Below are 23,212 nucleotides of genomic sequence, written 5' to 3'. Positions count from 1 at the left end.
TCTAAAATAGCTCGATATCGGTCGTGGCATCCTGCGCTTCGATATCATGCAAGTATTTAACCTCTCGTTTCTCAATCGTATCGTTATGCATTTGTCTCAGTTTTTTGACTTTAGCGGTCCCTGACTGAGGGTGAAACACAACTTTCCTCGGCCATGGCCCGCCAACATCGTGAGAAACCAACTCGAGATTTTCTTCCTCTACGTAGGCTTGTGCAAATCGAATATTGCCCACGCCAATATCTGTCATCGCACTGATAATTTTGCCGCCACCAAAGAGCTTCACTTTAAGATTGGAACGACTGGCGCCATTTTTGAGCACTTCGTTAATCAAGAACTCCATTGCCCAGTTGCCATAACGACAGTTAAAATCATCAGAGTGAACATTGGTCACATCCTTCATTTTTTGCGCGCCTGGTAACATAAAATGGTTCATGCCTCCAATCCCGAGCTTTTCATCATAAACACATGCGGCGATGCACGACCCGAGTACTGTGGAGATAAGTTCATCATTCTTAGATACATAAAACTCGCCCGGTAAGACTTTGGCCACAACCTTATTGCGTCCAGCATCCCAAAACCGCTTAACGTGCTCAAAGCCCCTGATCACCGGCCTAAAGTGGTTCATGCTGCATCTATCCTCTTATACATAGTTTTGCCTAAATTCTTGAAATCACTGCGCTCTTTACTCATGGTTTCAGAATGACCAATAAATAAGTGCCCGTGAGTAGGTTCAAGCATCCGGTGGTAACCATCAAACAATGTATCTTTTGTCTCTTTATCGAAATAAATTAATACGTTTCTGCAAAAGATCAGATCAAAGGGCCCTCGCATTGGCCAAGGTTCCAATAAGTTTAAACGCTTAAAAAAAATCAGATTCTTCAACTGATCTTTAACGCGATATTGGCTACCGTCACTACTTTTTAAAAACCATTTTCTTAAATGTCCGTCGTCTAACCCTGTCACGGATTGACTGCTATAAATGCCTTGCGATGCCTTTTGCAGGACATTGGAGTCCAAGTCAGTCGCTAAGACTTTCACGTCCCAATCACTTGGAAACTCTCCCGCGACAGTCATCGCAATACTGTAAGGCTCTTCACCCGTAGAGCACCCTGCGGACCAAACGCGGACTCGTCTTGAGTGCCGATTGTCTTCTTTAATTTTAGGGATCAGTTTGTTCTTCAGATAATCAAAATGATGTGACTCTCTAAAAAAAGAAGTCAGGTTTGTCGTTATCGCATTGATAAAATGACTGAACTCTTGCTCACTGCTGCTATCTAAAAATGCGAGATAATCTTCAAAGTTACTTAACCCGTTAGCCCTAATTCTTCTGGCTAATCGTGAATACACCATTTCACGCTTGTGCGGTCCTAACACAATGCCACATGCGCTATATACTTTTTCAGACACTTTCTGAAAATCCGTGTCAGTGAATGGAAACTCTTTCATATGCTCACAAAGCTTTAATCGTATGTTGATTGACTACGGCTAAATATCCATATCTATCAGAGTGCCCACGTTTTTAGGGCACTCAGTTAGGGTGCTGTTAAAACTCTTCCCACTCTTCCGAGTCATCAGCAAATCGGTTTGCAGGCTCAGGTACTCGCTGAGATATATCTGCTGTTGCTCCCGAAGAAGTGTTGTTCAATTGCCTATTCCCATTGTTGTGATTTGGCGCTTTTGGAGGGGTAGTAAGCCGCTCTGTGGGTACACTTGTCACCTGAGGTGCTGAACTGTGTGAACCTGAATCACCGACATTAAAGAAGTTTAACAGTCTGCGCATATCATTCGCTTGCTCCGCCATAGACTCACCAGCTGCAGACGCCTGCTCTACCAATGCCGCATTTTGCTGGGTCATTTCATCCATTTGCGAAACCGCTTTGTTCACTTGCTCAATACCAGAGCTTTGCTCTTCTGAAGCCTCAGCGATATCAGATATCATCTCTGTTACCCGCTTAACTGCAGCAACGATCTCTTTCAAAGTTGCGCCCGACTCATTCACCAATAATGTGCCATCTTCAACTTTACCGACACTGTCTCTGATCAAGTCTTTGATCTCTTTGGCAGCCCCGGCAGAGCGCTGTGCTAAATTTCTGACTTCACCAGCAACCACGGCAAAGCCACGCCCTTGTTCACCCGCTCTTGCCGCCTCGACCGCAGCATTTAATGCCAGTAAGTTAGTTTGGAATGCAATCTCATCAATCACACTGATGATGTCAGCTATCTTTTTACTCGATTCATTGATTTCTGACATACTGGCCACGGCACGGTTAACAACTTCGCCCCCCGTCGCCGCCTTTTCACTTGTCTCAGCAGCTAACTCGTTGGCTACTTTTGCATTATCTGCATTTTGCCTAACGGTGCTGGTCATTTCTTCCATACTCGAAGCCGTTTCTTCCAGTGAAGATGCCTGCTCTTCGGTTCTTTGACTTAGATCCGCATTGCCCTGAGATATTTCCTCAGCGCCACTTGCAACCATCGCTGCTGATGAGCTGATCCGGTTCAATACTTCTGTCAGTTTGTCTGCTGTTGTATTGGCGTCCTGTTTCAACTTATCAAACGCCCCGTTGTAATCTGCATTAATTCTTTGCGTCAAATCACCATTGGCTAACGCATCTAACATATTCACGGTATCTGAAACTGCGTCGTCAACCAGAGACACTAAACCATTCAATCCTTTTGCTAATCTGAGATAAAAACCCTGTTTATCATTCTCGTTAAGACGAACAGCCAGATTACCGTCACGTGCTGACTCAACCAGTTCATTCACTTCAAGCTCAATCGCCACTTCATCAGTGCGGTCTTCCCACTCAACAACCGTACCAATGCGGTCACCTTCCGCACTCACGATTGGATTAGCAACCAACCCAAAAGTACGCCCTCCTACTTTAATTTCCGTCTTATACGTTTCTGTCAGGTTAGTGACCATATTACGTTGGTGTGCTGGGTTTTTATGGAATACATCAATATTCGCGCCCATAAGTTTGGCACAGTCAAAGTTGGGGAGGTCTTGGCGTATATCACGCTCCGCATTTTTCATCATGGTCGTGACCGCATCATTCATATAAACAATATTAAAATGACCATCTGCGATCATGGTGTTCGTCGCAACGTTATCCAATGCCCGTCTTACTCGCAGGTTTTCATTTGCGGCTTTTCTTTCTTCGCGCTCTTGCGCCAAACGCTCTGTTTTATCTTCCCACTCAACGACTGTGCCTAGACGATTTCCATTACTGTCTTGCACCGGTGTGGCGATTAAGCCAAAGGTAAACCCGGCCACTTCAATGTTAGTTTTATAAGTCTCGGTCATATTGGCTAACAAGTTTCTTTGATGACTCGGGTTAACGTGGAATATATCTATATTTTGGCCTATCAATGCATCCACATTTAGGCGAGGCAAAGCTTCTTGAAGGCGCGATTGATTCTTTCTCAACATGCGTATCACAGACTCATTGGCATAAACGATGTTGTAATCATCATCTGCTAACATCACGTTTGCTTGACACACATTCAATGCACTTGATATGCGGGCATTTCTTTGCGCTTCCGCTTTTTGGCTTTGCTCAAAGGCGAGCTGCTCAGTGAGGTCTTTCCACTCAACTAATGTCGCTATACGCTCGTTATTACCGTTAAACACAGGTGTTGCAATCAAATCAAAGGTCAACCCAGACACAGTAATTTGGGTTTTATATACATCGCGTAAATTGGCCAGTAAATTACGTTGATGGCTAGGATTAGCATGAAACATATCGATGTTTGTACCAATGGTTGTAGCCACGTTAAAGCTCGGCAATTCTTTACGTAATTGATGCTCATTTTGCCTGAGCATAGTTGTGACTGAGTCATTCATATACACAATGTTTAAGTCACCATCTGCAACCATAATATTGGCTTGGCAGCCTTTAAGCGCCAACAGCAAACTTTCAGTATGATCGTCAACGTGCTCATCTTCATTTACTTCACCTTGTGATAAGACGCGGTAAAGTTGCGGAAACCCTGATAGGTCTAATTGTTCAAACCGTTCACGGTTACTCACGGCTATATATGGGAGTGCTGAATAGACGGCAACAAGCTGCTCTGATAGTGGTGACAAACCATGTTTCAAAAAGGTTAAGGCAACGATCGTCCCCAGCAATGGAACCGCAAATGATATCATCCGTATTTGCTCTGATTCAGCTAACCCTAGCTGAGCACCAACAATGACACTAATAACCAGAATAATGCCTGCTACTAGAATCTTGTTATTAATACTGCTTTGGATACTCTGTTCGCTCATTTCAACCCCCAATTAGCCTTTGAGCCCACTTTTATCACTCAAATCTAAGACCTTTTCTAGATTTAAAAGCACAACCATTTTTTGACCTACATTTACTAGCCCATGAACAAAATAAGCGTTATCAGAATCCTGAAAATCAGGTACATCTTTCGCTTTTTCCTCAGCAATGCTGTAGACATCTGATACGGCATCCACTACTAGCCCCATAATTTTTTGCTGCTCTTTTATTTGCACTGACACCACAATCACCACGGTCAGTGGACCATAGTCAATCGCACTGATGCCAAAGCGCATACGCAAATCAATAATTGGGACGATTGTGCCTCGCAGGTTCATTGCACCTCTCACAAAGTTAGGCGAGTTAGGAATTGTGGTAACAGGTTCCCACCCCCTAATTTCCTGAACTGCTAAAATATCCATGCCATATTCTTCGTCGTGCATCATAAAGGTTAAGAACTGCTTCTCATCCGACTCACCGTCAAACATCAGCTGCTGATTTACTTCAACTTGATCAATCATGCTGGCTCAGCCTCCTCACCTTTCAAATCGACCAATAGCTCAGTTGATCCTGGCCTACGTAAACCGCTCAATTTAATCAGTCCACTAATATCAATGATCAACGACACCGTACCATCACCTAAAATAGTCGCCCCGGAAATGCCATCCACCTTTTGATAATTCGCTTCTAAGCTCTTGATAACGACTTGCTGCTGGGCTAATAAATCATCAACCAATAACCCTATTTTGTAGTTATCGCTTTCCACAACGACCAGCAGTGTTTTATCGAGTTCTTCTCGCGCACCTTGGTGGCTAAAAATATCGTAAAGTCGCAATATCGGTATATATTCATCACGCAGGCGCAGTACCTCTAACCCTTTACCCACTTTACTGACTTTAGAAATATCAATTTGTAACGACTCCACAATAGATATCAGTGGAATGATGTAGGTGTGCGTGGCTACTTGCACGAGTTGCCCATCAAGAATAGCCAAAGTAAGTGGTAATCGAATGGTGAATGTGGAGCCAACCCCTTGCTTTGAAGTCACCTCTACCGAGCCATTTAGCGCTTGGATATTTCTTCTCACTACATCCATGCCCACACCACGACCCGAGATATCACTAACACTGTCTGCCGTGGAGAAACCCGGCATAAAGATAAGCTCATTGACCTCTTCAACACTAAGATCATCTGCCTCATTGATCAGGCCATTGGCTATCGCCTTACTGCGAATTTTTTCAGTGTCCAGGCCTTTGCCATCATCCATAATTTCGATCACGATATTGCCACCTTGATGGAAAGCGTTAAGTGTCACTGTTCCGACAGGGTCCTTACCATTGGCAATTCGCTCCTCTGGGGTCTCCAACCCATGATCTAATGAGTTTCTTACAAGGTGCACCATGGGATCCGAGAGCTTTTCCATGACCGTTTTATCTAGTTCGGTTTGCTCACCAACCAATTTAAGTTCGACTTGTTTATTGAGTTTTTGAGATGTATCTCTGACTAGCCTAGGAAAACGACTAAATACAAAACTGATAGGCAGCATGCGAATTCGCATGACATTTTCTTGCAAATCTCGCGTATTGTGAGCAAGTTGAGTTAAGCCTTCTTGCAATGCGGCAATGCTCGACTCCGTAATTTCTTGGTCACCAATTTGACTCAACATCGCCTGTGTTATCACCAGTTCACCAACCATATTGATTAATGAGTCAACTTTATCTATCCCAACGCGAATAGAGGTCGCTGTCGAGTCATTAGCCTTTCGGCTTTCCGCTTTACTGGTTTTAACTGATTCTACTTTTTTCTGTACTGCAGCAAGGTTTTCTTCTGCTTGTGCACTGGTGTTTGCTGGTGTTTCAACAACAGGTTGTTCTGGTTGGTTACTGATAGGTTCAGCAGACGTATCTTGGGCATCCAACGTATCATCTTCGAACAGTCCACCGCATGCTTCAATTTTAATATCCGCATCATCTTCAACCCACTCAAATATTTCCGAAATACAAGGTTCGGGCTTAGTCGTCGTTAAAAAGAAACGCCAATGTAAAAAACAGTCTTCGGGGTCGAACTCTAAAAAGTCAGGGATACCGTCATGGAATGCACTGACCTCCAATTGCCCTAATTCAGCCAGCTCTGAAAACATGTAAAGCGGTTCATTGCCAGTTTTAAATAAGTGCGGTTCTGGTTTGAAATCTATTTGGTAGGTGGTACTTTGCTGTGCTTCTGAAACAACTTCATTCTCTTCAGTCCCCGTAGGCTCTGAAGATTCACCACCGAGTATTGCTTCAAATCGTGCTTTGAGCTCATTAGACTCACTTAAGTCAGGCTCTTCTTCTGCTTGTAATGCCCCCAACAAGCCACGAACACAGTCAACTGATTTGAGCAACAAATTGACATGCTCTGCAGTGAGTACTCTTTGTCCATCACGGATTTGATCCAACAATGTTTCAAGAACATGAGTAAAGTCTGACACAGACACAAACCCAAACGTACCACTGCCGCCTTTTATTGAGTGGGCTGCTCTAAAAATTGTATTTATGGTCTCAGAATCTTCTTTGCCCGGTTCTAGATTTAGAAGCTCAGCTTCCATTGCATCCAGACCTTCAAAGCTTTCTTCAAAGAACACATCGAAAAACTGGCTTAAATCTATGCTCATGCCTATACCTCGTTGGTACTAGCGGATGACTTTCTTCAATACAGCTAATAATTGATCCGGATTAAAAGGCTTTACGATCCAGCCTGTTGCACCTGCGGCTTTGCCTTCACTTTTTTTGTCCAATCCAGACTCCGTCGTTAGCATCAGTAACGGCGTGAATTTGTAATTTGGTAGGTTGCGCAGCTCTCTAATTAGTGTGATCCCATCCATCACAGGCATGTTCACATCGGATATCACAGCATCGAACCCCTGCTGCTTGGCCAGATTTAATGCCTCACTCCCGTCCTTTGCTTCTGTGACGTCAAACCCTGCTTTTTTAAGAGTAAATCCAACCATTTGTCGCATTGAAGCAGAATCATCCACAGCTAAAATCTTTTTCATATTGACCTCTTAAATCTTACTGCTAAAGGATAAAATTTCGGTTAAACCAAGTTGCTCTACAGACTCAAACAAAATAGGGCTATCACCATGCCAAGTAATTTTCTGATCAAAATTCAACAACCGTTTTTGCAATGCACACAACATTTGAATCGAAGCAGTATCAACTTTTGAAACATCACTAATATCAATGCAGATTGCTTGCCCAGACTCCAGCTCTTGAACAAACATCTGATAGAGCTCTTCAACTTTATTGATGGCTAACTCAGAAGGAAGTTTAATCATGCGCTTGGCACATTCCCTGTAAAAGTTATAGATAAGATTAGATTAGACGTTGATAGTAAAATTGCCAAAAATTAGGCAAAAGAAATAAAAATATTATTAACTTAGAAACAACCAAGTGCGATTAAAAGGCCGCGCTCCTAGCACGGGTTATAATTTCAAAGTCCGCAACTATCTGGTCAGTATTCACACTTGGCACCTGACCCTTTTTGAATTCAGGTTTAAAAATTGCGCTTAATTCACCGACTGGATTTATCAATGCAATCGATGCGCTATGGTCTACGTAATACTCCGTGTCTTGTGCATCGTTGATAGCGTAAATTAGGCCAATATCCCTCACAAAGGGAAACAATTGCTGATGAGAATGCGTGACCGCTAAAAATGACTCGTCAAAGTACGCAATGTATTCTTTACGTTTTTGCGCCGAATCCCGGCTGGGGTCAACAGAGACAAACCACACTTGCGTTTTTTCGAGCGCACTGAGCTTGCCTTTAATATGTGTGAGTTTGGCTAATGTCATGGGGCAAATATCTGGGCAGCTGGTATAACCGAGAAACAGTAAATTCCATTGCCCCAGCAACTGCGCATTTGTCACGACATTGTTGTTTTGATCGACTAATTCAAATGGCTTTAATAATTTGGGGCTCGGATACTGCACAGTCAGCTCTGATACCTTGTCAGACTTTGAGCAAGACAGTAGTAAACTTGATAATAACACCAATAATATTAAACGCATTAGATCACTAACTTATCGAGGAATAAGGCACTAAAGAGTAACAACAAATAACTGATCGAAAAACGAAAAACTTGCATTGCCGACTCAGAGTTTGATTCAAAATATAAAAGCACCACTTTTTGTAAAAAACGCGCATTTAAAAAACACGCGACAGCAAGATATAGTATCCCTGACATGCCGATTAAATATGGCAACACACACACCAACACCAATAAAACGGTATATGCAATCATGCATAATTTAGTGAATCGAATACCATGTGTGACAGGTAACATAGGCACATTGACGCGTGCATAATCCTGTTTTCTAGCAATTGCCAACGCCCAAAAGTGCGGCGGTGTCCAAGTAAATATCATCATGACCAACAGCCAAGGTTCGGCGCTTAAGGTCTGTGTTTCACTCACCCACCCAAGTAACGGAGGCATAGCACCTGCCAATCCACCAATTACAATATTCTGCGGGGTTGAATGTTTTAAATATACGGTATACACCACGGCATATCCAAACAGTGCCAAAACGGTCAGTAAGGTGCACAGCCAGTTACTAAATAGCAGCAGTAAAATAACCCCGAGCGAACCGATAACCAACGCAAACAAATAAGCTTGTGATACGCTCAGTTGGTTCATCACCAGCGGTCGGTGCCGCGTACGTGCCATCTGTTTGTCTTTGACCCTATCCAGAATATGATTAATTGCAGCCGCAGCCGCAGAAACCAAACCAATACCCAGCAACGCCCCGAATTGAAACCAGCCACTGCGCTGGGTATCAGGCGCTAAAACGATCCCAACCCAGGCTGTTAGGACCAGCATTAACACCACTTTTGGCTTACATATATTAAAATAAGCTTGAATCTGTTTTGTTGCTCCTTCGAGCACATACGTGTATTTACTAAGCTCAGTATTCATATCCACACCTGCCTAGCTCGTGACAGTAAAAAACAGGCTCTGATCAATGCCAACAATAGCAGCGCTGCCATTAGGTTATGAAATAAAGTTAATAAAATAGGGAATTTGAAATAAACAATGATCCCGCCAATTGCTACCTGCAGTAACACCAATATCGCAACTTGGTTAGCAGCTTTACGAATAATGGGCTGTGATATTTTAAAATGAATTACGATGGCCATGGCGACCAGCGCCAATAAGGTAACGCTGGCCCATATGCGATGCATCAGGTGGATCGATAAGCGCGTTTCAAAGGGTAAGACACCATATTCATATGTGCTTGATTGCTTTGGCAACTCGAGTAAACTAGACCAAGAAAACAGTTCACTATTGGCGCACAGCGGCAGACCTGTACAATGCGGCGCGGCATAGTTTGCTGCGAGCCAACCACCCAATGCGATTTGCAATACCAATACACCTGTACAAAACACGCCAACCTTCAAACACATACCAGCTTGAGACTCATATTCAACTACGGGTGGCGCAGAACGCAAATACAACAAAGTCAACAGAGATAATACGGTGAAGCCCCCAAGTAAATGTCCCATCACGACAAATGGCTGTAAGTTCATCGTGACTGTCCACATACCAAGTAGCGCTTGTACTCCTATCATAAATACCAAAGTACCCGCTAAGACCTTGGGCGCTTGTTGTGCTCTGGATCGGATGATCACAACAAATAGCAATAAGACGACCAACGCTAAGCTACCGGCAAAATAACGGTGGATCATTTCTATCCAGGCTTTTCGAGGCTCGATAGTACTGCTGGGGTACTTTAACTGCGCGGCCGAAATTTCATGCACCTCGTTGGGTACGGTTAAAAACCCATAACACCCAGGCCAATCTGGACACCCTAACCCCGCATTACTCAATCGAGTATATGCACCGAGCACCACGACACAAATAGCTAACATACACGCAAACGTAATGGTTCTTTGAAGTACAGTAGACATAACGCCTCCTTACTGAGAACGAGCGTAATTTAAGAGTTTTTTCATATCCTTTAAGAGTCCCTTTAGAACTAATCTATTCGCATCAGGATCTGACTCGTAAGGGTATTCCAAAACAACTAGGCCATGTTTATCCACTAAATAAAATGCTGCCGGCATCAGCTTATTTTGAGCACCTTGCTCTATCGAATTATCACCATCCTCTACCACTACGATAGCAACTTTATTGCGATGCTTTCCTAGTGCAACATCTAAATTTTCTACATTATTTTTTTGTACATCACAGGCTGAGTGGCACCCTTTTGGCACATTTAAAACAATGCTCCACAACTTATCTTTTGATTGCACAGGGAGCCAAACTTCAGACTCTAAAAAGTCACCATGATTCGTTGTGCTCTGGGGCCTTAAATCTAAACTCAGTACCGTAACAGCTGCAATGATTGGCAAGATAAAGCAACCTATAAACAACCCTAGTGTTTTACTCATTTGATCAACTCCTTGGATTTTTGCCTAATCGCAAAAAATGCGATGATGCCTGCCGATAAACCGATCAGTAGCCACTGCAGGGCATAAGCTCGATGCTTGTCAGGGCTCATTACAACCGCCTGATAATGCGGAGTAACGTCTGCCATCACAGGTTGGTTTGCTATCACCAATAACGGCGAGACCGCCGCATTTATTTCGCGGCTAAAAAAAGACGGCTCTAAATACTGTAAGACATTGCGATGGTGGATACTTTGGTTTGGATACTTTGCCAATGTGAACCCCGACCACTCACCAATTTTAAACTGAGCGTCAATTTCAATGGGGCCAACAGGTAGCTCAATATTCGGCAACTGAGCGCGATCTTTACCCGCAGCTACAAATCCCAAATTTACAATAAGGGGATCATTTACCCCGTCCGCATCAAATAATGCTATCAAGTCATAACCAATTTGCCCGTTGACGATTTTGTTATCAAGCAACCACCAATAACCAGATCTGAACTCCCCAACTAACACGGTTTTAGCACCTTGTAGTAATTCCGCGTTCGTGTTTATCAAAAGCTGTTTATTTTCAGGTTGTTCGCTCAACATCATAAGCTGGGATTGCTTATCGAGTGCCCTTTGCCATTGCCAATACGACAGTCTAAAGCAGATAGACATCACCAACACCACTGCAAAAATCAGCATTACTGTACTAATCTTTTTAGTAAACACGCTAATGGCAGACCCCCTAATGCTTATAAAATGGATTATCACAGCACTTCTTTTCGTTATTCTATACCAACTTTTTCACGCCTTATTTGTGATGTTAAGTGGCGCTGAAAAGTCGAAAAACATGTCTCAAATTCTGGGAAAACGGGTTTTCTTTTCGCTAATTACCATGCTCGTCATCACACTCTCTAGTCAACTGGGCTTCTTTACGTTTAATGCTCAGCCAACCTCTAAAGCACATACACAAAAACAAACAAACATAGCCACACAACATCCACAAAATGCCAGTACCAAGCCGACGCCTGAAATGCAAAATGTTGATTAGCGTCTAAATGCCCCTTTAACACGCGTAACCAAACAACCAGCAACATCAGTGCGCCAAGTGTCACATGCATACCGTGGAACCCAGTCAGCATAAAGAATGTGTTGCCATAAATTCCCGAGTCCAATTTCAGCCCAAGTTCAATGTAAGCATGTATGTACTCTTCAACTTGTAAACCTAAAAAAATGAACCCCAGTAATATGGTTAACCCTAAAAACACTTTGAGTTTTGTTCGTTCATCTCGCTCAATAGCCGTGTGCGCAAAATGCAACGTGACTGAGGAAGTAAGTAGGATCACGGTATTGATGAGTGGCAAACCTTGCCATGGCATGGCTTGCGTCGCAGTGCCATCTGGCGTGACTAGCAATGGCCAAACCGCTTCAAAATCAGGCCACAGTACTTCATTGGTCATCAAGTTGTTACTCGCGCCACCCAGCCACGGTACAGCAAACATCCTGACGTAAAATAAAGCACCAAAAAATGCGGCAAAAAACATCACTTCAGAGAATATAAACCACCCCATACCTTGCCTAAAAGAGCGATCCATTTGCGCTGAATAGAGTCCGCTCATCGACTCATCAATCACATGTCTAAACCAACCCACAATCATCGCTATCAGCACAACAATGCCTATCAATAGTGTCCATAGACCCGAATTGGCTTCTTTACCTAACTGCATAACCGTTAACCCTGCACCAACCGCAATAAAAAACATTGCAATGGCACCGACGATAGGCCATGGGCTTTGCTCTGGTACATAATAGGTTTGGTAACTCTTATCCATTTTGAGGTCCTCGTACAATAGGTGACATCACCGAAATAAACGGTTGAGTGAGCACCTGTGGTGTTTGCTCAATATTCCCTGCGGTAACGCTCTCTGTGATGTCGTATAAGGTGTAAGAGAGTGTCAGTTCTTGTACATCTTTGGGTAATTCAGTATCAACATAGAACCGCAATGTAAATTCAAGTGATGCATTTGCAGCCATGGGCTGTTGGTCGAAACAAAAACAGGCCAGTTTATGTAGGTATTTGGCAGCTTGACCAGGCGACACAGAGGGAATTGCTTGCATAATTCGCGCGCTATCGCTGGTGTTCTGCGCCAAAAACTTTACTTCCGATAACTTGCCAGGTTGAACACTCACCGAGTATTGCAGCGCTTTTACTTTGAAAGGTGTTGTACTTTTTGCATGCGTCGTGAAGCTCACTTCAACTTCTCGGGATGCATCAACGCCTTCACTTTTTTGCGCCACGACCAAATCCACTTTGCCATTAAGGCCTGTGATGTCACAAAACACGTCGTAAAGAGGCACCAAGGCAAATGCAAACGCAAACATACCCAGTACCGTCAACACCAATTTTTGCAATAGCGCGGTATGCATTAGTCAACCTTTGGTGGCGTTGAGAAAGTATGATAGGGCGCAGGTGATGCCACTTGCCACTCCAGCCCCTCAGCACCGTCCCATACTTTGCTATCAGCAGGTTTTCCCCCTGCGATACATTTGAAAACAACCGCCACGAATAGAAGCTGCGATAAGCCAAATGCAAAACCTCCGATGCTGATAATGGCGTTAAAATCTGCAAATTGCAGTGCGTAGTCAGGAATACGTCTTGGCATACCGGCTAGCCCAACAAAGTGCATTGGGAAAAACAGCACGTTGACACTCACCAGTGACAGCCAAAAATGCCATTGTGCTAATGTTTCGCTGTACATATTTCCTGTCCATTTCGGCAACCAGTAATACGCCGCAGCCATAATTGAAAAAACGGCACCGGTTACGAGTACATAATGAAAATGAGCGACCACAAAATACGTATCATGATATTGAAAGTCTGCGGGTGTGATGGCCAACATAAGGCCGGAAAAACCACCAAGGGTGAATAAAACAATAAACGCAATTGCAAACATCATCGGAATTTCGAAGCTGATAGCGCCTCGCCACATGGTTGCAACCCAATTAAAGACTTTTACACCTGTCGGCACCGAGATCAGCATGGTCGCATACATGAAAAAAAGCTCACCAGCCAAAGGCATGCCTGTCGTAAACATATGATGTGCCCACACGACAAAGGACAATAATGCAATCGACGATGTGGCATACACCATCGATGCATAACCAAACAGTTTTTTGCGAGAAAAGGTCGGCACAATGGTTGAGATAATACCAAATGCAGGCAATATCATGATGTACACTTCAGGGTGCCCGAAGAACCAGAATATATGTTGGAACATCACCGGATCTCCCCCCCCTGCGGCATCAAAAAAGCTAGTCCCAAAATACTTATCAGTTAACACCATGGTCACCGCACCGGCCAATACGGGCATGACAGCAATCAATAAAAAAGCAGTGATTAGCCATGTCCAAACAAATAACGGGAGCTTCATCCAAGTCATACCCGGTGCACGCATATTAACAATGGTGACTATCACGTTGATGGCACCCATTATTGAGCTCACCCCCATAATATGCACGGCAAAGACAAACAGCGCCGTATTATCATTACTATAAGTCGTGGAGAGTGGTGCATAAAATGTCCAGCCAAAAGCCGGGCCACCGCCTTCCATAAATAAAGAAGCGAGTAATATGGCAAACGCAAAAGGTAATATCCAAAAACTCCAATTATTCATCCGCGGCAAGGCCATATCAGGCGCCCCTATCATCATCGGGATCATCCAGTTAGCAAGCCCTGTGAATGCAGGCATAACAGCACCAAATACCATTATCAAGCCATGTACCGTCGTCATTTGATTGAAAAAGTGCGGGTCAACAAGCTGCATACCCGGCTGAAATAACTCGGCTCGGATAACCATCGCCATGGCACCACCGGTTAAAAACATCAATAACGAAAAAAGCAGATATAAAGAGCCTATGTCTTTGTGATTAGTTGTAAAAATCCACCGTTTTAGCCCCGACGGTGCACCGTGATGGTGCTCATGAGATACAGGTTGCTCTTGTGCGGTAGTCGACATTATTCTTTCTCCTTAGTCCCATCAATGAAGGCCTGAATTTGCCCAGGCTGAACTACCTCTTGAGTATCATTACCCCAGCTGTTGCGTTTGTATGTGATCACACCGGCAATTTCTGTTAGCGTGAGCTGCTTACCAAAAGCTTGCATGGCTGTACCAGGTCGCCCATTCACAAGTATGTCAATATGCGCTTTTAACTCACCATTGACGACGGCACTGCCCTTCATCGCTGGAAAAACACCCGGTAACCCTAACCCTGTTGGCTGATGACATGCGGCACAATATGCCATGTACACTTTTTCGCCTGTTGCCATTAATTCATCTTTTGAAAGCGTTACCCCCACAGAGGCTGCCTCAGCCTGTAGCGCTTTAGCTTTAGCCTGCTTAGCCTCTGCGAGCCAAATATCAAAATCTTCGGGGGAGCGCGCATCAACCACAACGGGCATAAAGCCATGATCTTTTCCGCACAGTTCAGCACACTGGCCACGATAAATTCCCTGCTCATTTACCCGCGTCCACGCCTCATTGATAAAACCAGGGTTAGCGTCTTTTTTTACGGCAAAATCGGGCACCCACCACGAGTGGATAACATCATCGGAGGTCAGTAAAAATCGTACTTTTCGGTCGGTAGGAATAACCAGCGGTTTATCGACCTCTAACAGGTAGTGCTCATCTTTCGCCTGCAAATTGTCGATTTGATCTTTTGGCGTCGACAGGACAGAAAAAAAGTCAACATCATGGCCCATATATTCGTAATGCCACTTCCATTGAGACCCTGTCACCTTGATGGTGAGATCAGACTTGCTGGTATCTTCCATTGCGATCAGCGTTTTAGTCGCCGGAATCGCCATCACCACCAAGATCAAAAATGGAATTGCGGTCCACACAATTTCCACTTTGGTACTCTCATGAAATTGGGCTGGTTCAGCGCCTTTGGACTTACGGTGATGTATTAACGCCCAAAACATCACCGAAAAGACAATAGCGCCAATCACACAACAAATCAGAAAGATCGTCATATGTAACTGGTAAACCTCATTACTGACATCCGTCACCCCTTGACGCATGTTGTAATCGCTGGCTACTGCACTGAAGCTTGCCAGTAATGGGACAAAGATATTGAACAGCTTTAAATTCGCAAGATTCATGTGACGTCTCCGATCCCTTATAATTTTAATCTTGAAGGGGTTTTTATTATTGGATGACTGTCAATAGGCGTTGTTGCCTAAACTGCATGACTTCTTTAACGATTAGTAAAGAAACAACCAGCTTGCAAGTTTTGTATTTTACAGATTACGTTAATTTGGAGTATTTGCTTCATTAAAAATCGGGCATATCCGATGCTAACGCAATTAACTAGAAATGGATAAGCTTTTATTTAGCAAATCAAAACAATTACTTAAAATTTTAGTGTGTCATCATTGAAAAATTAAAGTGAGTTCAAACGTTGGCTTTAACATCTTTTATTGAAAAAATTGTAAACAGTATCAACTTTAAATTTTCTTACTCCTTAGTAAAAAATCAAAAACTTATACCAAAAAGGTATAAAAAAGTGCAATCAGTCAGATAGTCAGACACTGGCACCTCCCTCGCCAAGCATTTTCACCTTACTCATTAAACGCCTTGCCTATGGGTGTTTAATAGACCGAAACATAAATATAAGTTAAAACAAGCAACATGAACAAATGCACCCAATTTCAGTTTGTTTATTATTTTCACCTTAAACGCCATTTTAAGGTGAAAATAAAAACCTCACATAGCAATTAATAAAAATAACCACGCATTATCCATGGCAATTTTTTAATTAAATATGGGCAATATCTTTTCAGCAATCATCTTCATAGTTTGCTCTTCACGCTCATGACCTGTTGTCACAATGATTAAATCCAGTTCATCAATGATAACGATATATTGCCCTCCGCCTCCCTGTGCGGAGCGTGTAAAGTAGCGCTTATTACCAAACAGCACGTCCGCTTGCCACCAATAGTAACCATAGCTTGGACGCTTTACTTTACTCCCAGTGAAGAAGATATCACTGTCATTCAGTGCGACTATCTTATTTGATGATTTAGCCAGATACGCTTTGGGGATCAATTGCTCACCTTGCCACTGCCCATCAGATTTAACCAACAACCCCAACTTAACCATATCCCTCGATGTTAACTCTGAGCCATATGCCCCAATAGGCAGACCGTCGACCTCTTCTCGCCATTGATAATTAAAAATCCCTAATTTATTAAACAGCGCCTGTTCGATAAATGCTTTTGCGCCACTGGGCACCACCTTATTGAGTACCAGCATTACAAGTGCAGGATCTTCACTTTGGTAATTAAAACTTTGCTTCAAAGGCGTAATCGGTGATGACGTTGACAGCAGTGCTTGCAACTGAGCTTGAGTGCTCTTTTGCCCCAACTTTGTGCGTAACGCCGCATATAATTCGCGTTTAATGCGTAATCCTGATTGCATTGTTAAAGCTTGATGCAAGGTAATGCGCCGAACACCTGGAGAAAACGCCTCAGAATTCAAGTCATTGAAAAATGATATAATGGGCTTGTCCAAGTCCGCCATTGTTAAATGACCAAGAGCCATAGCTCGACCTATCGCCAAACTCAGTATGGCTTTAGTCACAGAGGCTTGAGGATGGGGGTTATCAATTCGTCCACGTAAATAATACGACTCAAAAATAAGTGTATCTCCTCTTACGACCAGCAAACTATCATACTTTCCGAGCTTTTGAGTGCTCACCTCCATGGCCAATTTATTCAGCATGGCCTTATCCGCTTTTACATGATCAAAATTGCCAACTCGAATACCATCGCTTAACGTTTCTGGCGTAAAATCGATATAAGGTACTTCGAGATTAGGTAGCTCCGAATGCGGTAACTTACTCTCTGCGGCTGTCACCTTTGGCGCTGCGGGTGTGCCCGCTATTGCCGACACACTTACGACGCCCAGAACAGATATATAACTCAATAGGATCTGCTTTTTTTTAATCCAATTATTGCAAAATAATGCCATGCTTTTCCCCATATACTTCAGTGTTCTCTATCCAAAAACAGTTATTTATAAATCCGACAACCATGACACACCACGCGCGACCGTCATGGGTACCGCTTGTGAGTGATCTCCCTCCATCACTTCGTGGGTTAAAAACAACTTGCTCTGAGCGTGGGCATTTAACTTAACAAGCAATCGATCAACATGTGTTTTTAGGCGTGCTTCTTGGTCGCCATAAGAAATAAACACATTGGCGTTAAGTTGTTTCTGCTTACTCAATAATTCACTTAAATAGTCCACGCTGCCACCTAAAGCAGGGCTGCCTAAGATGTAGTGATTAAATGTATCTGGCTGTGTAACCAAAGCATACAGTCCAAATTGCCCACCCAGTGAATAGCCAAAATAGGCACGTTGATCTGGTTTGGTTCTATACAGCGAATCAACCCGCTTGATGACGTCCTCACGAATGAAAGCTAAATGTTTTTCGGCTTGACCAAAGTGATACTTGGCTTGACGAGCCTTATCCGTTGATGCAGTCGCTGTATAGTCTCGAAACCGGCTGGCATGTGGCGCTGCAATCTGACCATCAACCTTAGGCATGTCTTTTTGCCAAGAAATTCCCACTAAGATCACATCATCCATTAAAAATGTCGTTGCTGCAGACAACAGATCGAGTTGCCATACGGCATCGGTGAAATACACCACAGGGTAACGATGTTTTGAGTCTTTGCCATAGTCCTCAGGCAACTTGACCAGCAGTTCATATTGGCCACCATTCACTGAATTGCTGATTGGGACCACTTGCGTTCTAGGCATGGCATACGCCTCAAACTCCATTGCTTGCAAACTCCACAGCGGCAGCATCATGCATATCAATGTCTGTACAAATTTTTTCATCATTCTTCCTCGTTATTTAGATGCAACAAACTAGGCTAAACAGCTGAGTTATTGCTTACTCGCCTGCATGTTATTGGTTAACTAGGAAAGCAGGTTAGCGTATTCGGAATGAGAGACTTGATGTTTTGCTGACGTCTCATTGACTTTGCAATGAAAAATAAAATAGCAAACAATTCAGGTGGTTATAATTTGATATTTCGCAACCTAATACGTATGTTAACCTTGCTTTATACGCACTAAAATAATCACACTCACTGCCAACGATCAGTAGGAAGGGCTATGCAACAACAGTATTGGGTAGGCGACTTTTATATAGATGTATCCAGAAATCAGATCACCTATCAACAACACACCCAAACACTTGCTCCTAAAGCACTTGCTGTGCTGAGCGTCTTAGCCCAGTACCAAGGCAAAGTATTGAGTCAAGACAAGCTACTTGATGCTGTGTGGCAAGATGTTATCGTCTCACCAAATACACTGCAGCGTAGCATCGCACAGCTCAGAAAGGCATTTGGTGATGACGGTAAAGAACAAGTGTTCATCAAAACCCACGCTAAGCAAGGATACAGCTTAGAGGTCAAGGTCAGATGGGATGATAAGCGCACTGCAATACCTGAGAGTACATTACCTTCGCATAACCACGAGCAAACCGAGCAAACAATAGCCCCTGAATTGCCCGTAACGCCCACCCAAAGGAAACGCCCCTTCAGGTCTACAGTTTCATTCACAATGATAGGTGGCGTCATCGTGTTTGGTGCAATGACACTGCTCAACCAACCACAACCCGACACGTTTCATGTTGAAAAGCTCACCGCGCTCACAGCAACCGATAATAGAGAAAACGCTGGGATCTATTCGCCTGATGGTGACTATGTAGTGTTCCACCGTTATGAAGACCGCTTATGTATCAACAACCTGTGGGCTAAACACACCCAAACTCAAGCTGAATTCCAACTCACACAAGCGCTCAATTCAAACGGCACACATACTTTCTCAGAAGATGGAAAAACACTGTATTTTGTTCAAGAGCAAGATTGTCGGCAACCCATTACTCAAAAGCAGTGTTATCAGCTTATGCGTTTAGACTTTGCCAAATCGCTCACCTCACCGCAGCAACCCACAAGCATCATGGAATGCAAAAACTCACGACTGCGCTCACCCAATTGGATGCGTGGTGGTCACCTGGCCTTATTGCAACAGCACCAAGCCCGATGGGCGTTAATACGTTACACCATTGACAGTAAAGAGAGTCAGGTCATTTATGGCTCAGAAAATGATAACGTGATTTCATATGCCTATTCAGCAAAGGAAAATCTGCTTGCGCTGACCACATTAAACACAGCAGGCCAATATCACCTACAGCTCGTCACCCCCGAAGGAGAAGTACGCTCAAAAGTCGCCATTCAATACCCGCAAGAAATTGCTAAATACCGCTTTATCTACCCCAGCTTCTCCCCATTTGATGAAAAGCTGGTATTCAGCACCGGGCGGCAGTTATTTACACTGTCTTATGATGGCATCATTAATAAAGTCAGCTTGCCTCTCGATGAACCGATGGGATCGCCAAGCTTTCACCCAGATGGCGACCGAATGTTGGTCATTAAAGGCTTTTATGACCGAGATATCGCACTGCTGACACTCTCAGAACCAAAAGCTGGCGACACGCAAGGCCATGCCCATCAACCCAAATTCGATATTATTGAGCGCTCAATTTCTTCTGAAGGCAGTGCCTTATTTCAGCCAAATGGCACTAAACTCGCTTTTCGTTCACAGCGTTCGGGCATTGACCAAGTTTGGATCAGTGATGGTACAACGAGTCAACAGCTATCAAACTTTGCGATGGATAGTTATATTGATGGACTAGTTTGGGCCCAAAATGGACAAAGCCTCCTAACCAGTTCAAGCAAAGAGCTAACCCAACTGTCACTGGGTGGCAATCATCTGCACTTTCCTTATACAGTTCCTATTGAACAGCTTTTCGATTGGGATAGCGAACAGCAAACCGCATTGGCCAATATTCGTGTCGCAGGACTACTAAAATTTGCGCAGCTTAACCTGTCTGATTTGACGTTTACCATCCTTAGAGATACACCAGTCAACTGGGCACAGCGTACTGAAAATGGACATGTTGTGTACACAGATCAACTCGATCGATTTTGGCAAACTGGTGGGGTCGAAGATACGCTCATCGAAGCGCTGATTGAGCAAGGCAGCGACAAACGATTCATGCTTGATAATCACGTCCTCTATGGGGTCAACGAACAGTTTGAGTTATGGCGCTATCATCTAGAACAGCAACAGTTTACAAAGCTAATGAAACTGCCAAAAACCCTTGACTACCTTACCGATGTGAGAGGCTCAACCGCATTAGTGTCACTGCGCATTAATGCTAAAAAAGAGCTCGCAGAATTAGCACTTAGCCACTAATTCAGTCGCTTTTTAAAAGCAAAAAACCCAAGCAATTGCTTGGGTTTTTTGTATTAGCTTATGAGCTGGGGATGATTACATCATGCCGCCCATGCCGCCCATACCGCCCATGCCGCCCATATCTGGTGCAGCAGCTGCTTCATCCTTTGGAATTTCAGCAACCATAGCTTCAGTTGTGATCATCAGACCCGCTACCGACGCTGCGAACTGTAGTGCAGAACGTGTTACTTTAGTTGGGTCAAGGATACCCATTTCGATCATATCGTCGTACTGGCCGTTTGCCGCGTTGTAACCGTAGTTACCTTCGCCTGCTTTTACAGCGTTAACAACAACTGACGCTTCGTCACCTGCGTTTGAAACGATTTGACGAAGTGGCGCTTCCATCGCACGTAGTGCAACTTTAACACCGTGATTTTGATCTTCGTTTTCGCCTTCAAGACCTGCAATCTTGCTAGCAACACGAACTAGTGCAACACCACCACCTGGTACCACACCTTCTTCAACCGCAGCGCGAGTTGCATGTAGTGCATCTTCAACGCGGTCTTTCTTCTCTTTCATTTCAACTTCAGTTGCTGCGCCAACTTTGATTACTGCAACACCGCCAGCAAGTTTTGCCATGCGCTCTTGTAGTTTTTCTTTGTCGTAGTCAGACGTTGCTTCTTCGATTTGTGCTTTGATTTGTGAAACGCGGCCGTCAATAGCAGCTTGCTCACCCACACCATCGATGATAGTTGTGTCATCTTTCGTGATAACAACGCGCTTAGCTGTACCTAGGTCTTCTAGTGTTGCTTTCTCAAGCTCTAGACCGATTTCTTCAGAAATCACAGTACCGCCCGTTAGGATAGCGATATCTTGTAACATTGCTTTACGACGGTCACCGAAACCAGGTGCTTTAACCGCAGCTACTTTTACGATGCCACGCATGTTGTTCACAACTAGTGTTGCCAATGCTTCACCTTCAAGGTCTTCAGCAATGATAAGAAGTGGCTTGCTTGTCTTAGCCACGCCTTCTAGTGTAGGAAGTAGCTCACGGATGTTAGATACTTTCTTGTCTACAAGTAGAATGTGTGGGTTGTCTAGCTCAACTTGGCCTTTTTCAGCGTTGTTGATGAAGTATGGAGATAGGTAACCGCGGTCAAATTGCATACCTTCTACAACGTCTAGTTCATTTTCTAAAGATTGACCTTCTTCAACCGTGATAACACCTGATTCACGACCTACTTTTTCCATTGCTTCTGCAATGATGTCACCAATTTCTTTGTCAGAGTTTGCAGAGATAGTACCTACCTGTGCAATTGCTTTTGTGTCAGCACATGGCGCTGAAAGTGCTTTAAGCTCTTCAACTGCTGCAACAACAGCTTTGTCGATACCGCGCTTAAGATCCATTGGGTTCATACCCGCTGCAACAGACTTAAGGCCTTCATTTACGATTGCTTGCGCAAGAACCGTTGCAGTTGTTGTACCGTCACCCGCTGCATCATTTGCTTTTGACGCAACTTCTTTAACCATCTGTGCGCCCATGTTCTCAAACTTGTCTTCAAGTTCAATTTCTTTCGCTACAGATACACCATCTTTAGTGATAGTTGGTGCGCCGAATGACTTATCAAGTACGACGTTACGACCTTTAGGACCCAGTGTTACTTTTACTGCGTCAGCTAATACGTTAACGCCCTGAAGCATTTTAGTGCGAGCGTCACCTGCAAAACGAACTTCTTTTGCTGCCATGTTTTTATTCCTCTAAATTCTTTTCGTTAAAGCTGCTATTTTGGTTACAAGCTACTGCTTAGCCAACAATACCTAGGATATTGTCTTCACGCATGATCAGGTACTCTTGACCTTCGATCTTTTCAGTCTTTTCAACGTATGAGCCGAATAGTACTGTGTCACCTGCTTTTACTTCTAGTGCTCTTACTTCACCACTGTCCAACACGCGGCCATTACCTACAGCAACAACTTCACCACGAGTTGATTTTTCAGCTGCTGAGCCAGTCAATACGATACCGCCAGCAGATTTAGTTTCTTCTTCTAGACGCTTAACAATAACGCGATCATGTAAAGGACGAATGTTCATTGATTTAGTTCTCCTAACTTTTCTGAACAAGGACAGAATAATCTGTTTACTCAGAGTGAGCCGCGGCCCGACTAACGGCGCAAACGCGACTCTCTGGATTAATTTGTAACTTGCAATTCTAGA

Annotated in this window: 22 protein-coding genes; 2 read left to right on the top strand and 20 right to left on the bottom strand. The window is 43.8% G+C overall.

Going from position 1 to position 23,212, the window contains the following annotated elements:
* Position 1: 1 nt before the first annotated feature.
* The 12 genes from cheD to JF50_RS01050 all read right to left on the bottom strand — a co-directional run bounded on the left by cheD (position 2) and on the right by JF50_RS01050 (position 11,386).
* Positions 2-625 (bottom strand): chemoreceptor glutamine deamidase CheD, encoded by a 624-nt coding sequence (gene cheD, locus JF50_RS01105; RefSeq protein WP_039607680.1) that lies wholly within the window; start codon positions 623-625, stop codon positions 2-4.
* Positions 622-1,446, bottom strand: coding sequence for a CheR family methyltransferase (locus tag JF50_RS01100; RefSeq protein WP_039607679.1), 825 nt, complete (start codon positions 1,444-1,446; stop codon positions 622-624). Before JF50_RS01100 ends, cheD begins: the two co-directional genes overlap by 4 nt.
* A gap of 97 nt (positions 1,447-1,543) precedes the next feature.
* On the bottom strand, positions 1,544-4,273 hold the full coding sequence (locus JF50_RS01095; protein ID WP_039607678.1) for a methyl-accepting chemotaxis protein: 2,730 nt from the start codon (positions 4,271-4,273) through the stop codon (positions 1,544-1,546).
* Positions 4,274-4,285: 12 nt separating this feature from the next.
* The gene (locus JF50_RS01090; RefSeq protein WP_039607677.1) at positions 4,286-4,792 is read right to left on the bottom strand and encodes a chemotaxis protein CheW; all 507 of its coding nucleotides are present in this window, start codon (positions 4,790-4,792) and stop codon (positions 4,286-4,288) included.
* Complete coding sequence (locus tag JF50_RS01085) at positions 4,789-6,924, bottom strand: chemotaxis protein CheA (RefSeq protein WP_039607676.1); 2,136 nt, start codon at positions 6,922-6,924, stop codon at positions 4,789-4,791. The genes JF50_RS01090 and JF50_RS01085 overlap by 4 nt, the downstream gene beginning before the upstream one ends.
* 18 nt (positions 6,925-6,942) lie before the next feature.
* Positions 6,943-7,305, bottom strand: coding sequence for a response regulator (locus JF50_RS01080; protein ID WP_039607675.1), 363 nt, complete (start codon positions 7,303-7,305; stop codon positions 6,943-6,945).
* 9 nt (positions 7,306-7,314) lie between these two features.
* Positions 7,315-7,587 carry an STAS domain-containing protein gene (locus JF50_RS01075; RefSeq protein WP_039607674.1) on the bottom strand — a complete coding sequence of 91 codons (273 nt, stop codon included), beginning with the start codon at positions 7,585-7,587 and terminating at the stop codon, positions 7,315-7,317.
* A 121-nt stretch (positions 7,588-7,708) separates the two neighbouring features.
* Entirely contained in the window at positions 7,709-8,320 is a 612-nt protein-coding gene (locus JF50_RS01070) for an SCO family protein (protein WP_039607673.1), read from the bottom strand.
* Positions 8,320-9,225 carry a heme o synthase gene (cyoE, locus tag JF50_RS01065; RefSeq protein ID WP_039607672.1) on the bottom strand — a complete coding sequence of 302 codons (906 nt, stop codon included), beginning with the start codon at positions 9,223-9,225 and terminating at the stop codon, positions 8,320-8,322. Before cyoE ends, JF50_RS01070 begins: the two co-directional genes overlap by 1 nt.
* Complete coding sequence (locus JF50_RS01060) at positions 9,222-10,217, bottom strand: COX15/CtaA family protein (protein ID WP_052262080.1); 996 nt, start codon at positions 10,215-10,217, stop codon at positions 9,222-9,224. The genes cyoE and JF50_RS01060 overlap by 4 nt, the downstream gene beginning before the upstream one ends.
* A 9-nt stretch (positions 10,218-10,226) precedes the next feature.
* On the bottom strand, positions 10,227-10,700 hold the full coding sequence (locus tag JF50_RS01055; RefSeq protein ID WP_039607671.1) for a hypothetical protein: 474 nt from the start codon (positions 10,698-10,700) through the stop codon (positions 10,227-10,229).
* Positions 10,697-11,386 carry an SURF1 family protein gene (locus JF50_RS01050; protein WP_039607670.1) on the bottom strand — a complete coding sequence of 230 codons (690 nt, stop codon included), beginning with the start codon at positions 11,384-11,386 and terminating at the stop codon, positions 10,697-10,699. The genes JF50_RS01055 and JF50_RS01050 overlap by 4 nt, the downstream gene beginning before the upstream one ends.
* A 31-nt stretch (positions 11,387-11,417) precedes the next feature.
* Between JF50_RS01050 and JF50_RS26550 the strand changes: the two genes are divergently transcribed.
* Positions 11,418-11,735, top strand: coding sequence for a DUF2909 family protein (locus JF50_RS26550; protein ID WP_327077575.1), 318 nt, complete (start codon positions 11,418-11,420; stop codon positions 11,733-11,735).
* Here JF50_RS26550 and JF50_RS01045 read toward each other — a convergent pair.
* The 6 genes from JF50_RS01045 to JF50_RS01020 form a co-directional block, all read right to left on the bottom strand.
* Positions 11,641-12,516 carry a cytochrome c oxidase subunit 3 gene (locus tag JF50_RS01045; RefSeq protein ID WP_039607669.1) on the bottom strand — a complete coding sequence of 292 codons (876 nt, stop codon included), beginning with the start codon at positions 12,514-12,516 and terminating at the stop codon, positions 11,641-11,643. The genes JF50_RS26550 and JF50_RS01045 overlap by 95 nt on opposite strands.
* On the bottom strand, positions 12,509-13,111 hold the full coding sequence (locus JF50_RS01040; protein ID WP_052262079.1) for a cytochrome c oxidase assembly protein: 603 nt from the start codon (positions 13,109-13,111) through the stop codon (positions 12,509-12,511). The genes JF50_RS01045 and JF50_RS01040 overlap by 8 nt, the downstream gene beginning before the upstream one ends.
* The gene (gene ctaD / locus JF50_RS01035; RefSeq protein WP_039607668.1) at positions 13,111-14,700 is read right to left on the bottom strand and encodes a cytochrome c oxidase subunit I; all 1,590 of its coding nucleotides are present in this window, start codon (positions 14,698-14,700) and stop codon (positions 13,111-13,113) included. Before ctaD ends, JF50_RS01040 begins: the two co-directional genes overlap by 1 nt.
* Positions 14,700-15,845, bottom strand: coding sequence for a cytochrome c oxidase subunit II (gene coxB / locus JF50_RS01030; protein ID WP_039607667.1), 1,146 nt, complete (start codon positions 15,843-15,845; stop codon positions 14,700-14,702). The genes ctaD and coxB overlap by 1 nt, the downstream gene beginning before the upstream one ends.
* Before the next feature lie 652 nt (positions 15,846-16,497).
* Positions 16,498-17,715: a serine hydrolase domain-containing protein gene (locus tag JF50_RS01025; RefSeq protein ID WP_052262078.1), complete on the bottom strand. Its 1,218-nt coding sequence runs from the start codon at positions 17,713-17,715 to the stop codon at positions 16,498-16,500.
* Positions 17,716-17,760: 45 nt separating this feature from the next.
* Entirely contained in the window at positions 17,761-18,594 is an 834-nt protein-coding gene (locus tag JF50_RS01020; protein ID WP_080760059.1) for an alpha/beta hydrolase, read from the bottom strand.
* Between the two features lie 276 nt (positions 18,595-18,870).
* Between JF50_RS01020 and JF50_RS01015 the strand changes: the two genes are divergently transcribed.
* Positions 18,871-21,018: a winged helix-turn-helix domain-containing protein gene (locus tag JF50_RS01015; protein ID WP_039607665.1), complete on the top strand. Its 2,148-nt coding sequence runs from the start codon at positions 18,871-18,873 to the stop codon at positions 21,016-21,018.
* Between the two features lie 75 nt (positions 21,019-21,093).
* On the opposite strand, the gene groL is transcribed toward JF50_RS01015, so the two are convergent.
* Both groL and JF50_RS01005 read right to left on the bottom strand, forming a co-directional pair.
* Positions 21,094-22,743, bottom strand: a complete 1,650-nt coding sequence (gene groL, locus JF50_RS01010; RefSeq protein ID WP_039607664.1) for a chaperonin GroEL — start codon at positions 22,741-22,743, stop codon at positions 21,094-21,096.
* Between the two features lie 58 nt (positions 22,744-22,801).
* Entirely contained in the window at positions 22,802-23,089 is a 288-nt protein-coding gene (locus JF50_RS01005; RefSeq protein ID WP_023400700.1) for a co-chaperone GroES, read from the bottom strand.
* Between the last annotated feature and the right edge of the window lie 123 nt (positions 23,090-23,212).

Source organism: Pseudoalteromonas luteoviolacea, assembly GCF_000814765.1.
GTDB lineage: Bacteria > Pseudomonadota > Gammaproteobacteria > Enterobacterales > Alteromonadaceae > Pseudoalteromonas > Pseudoalteromonas luteoviolacea_H.
Note: the sequence above shows the minus strand (reverse complement) of the source record. Positions and strands in the feature narration are given on the sequence as shown.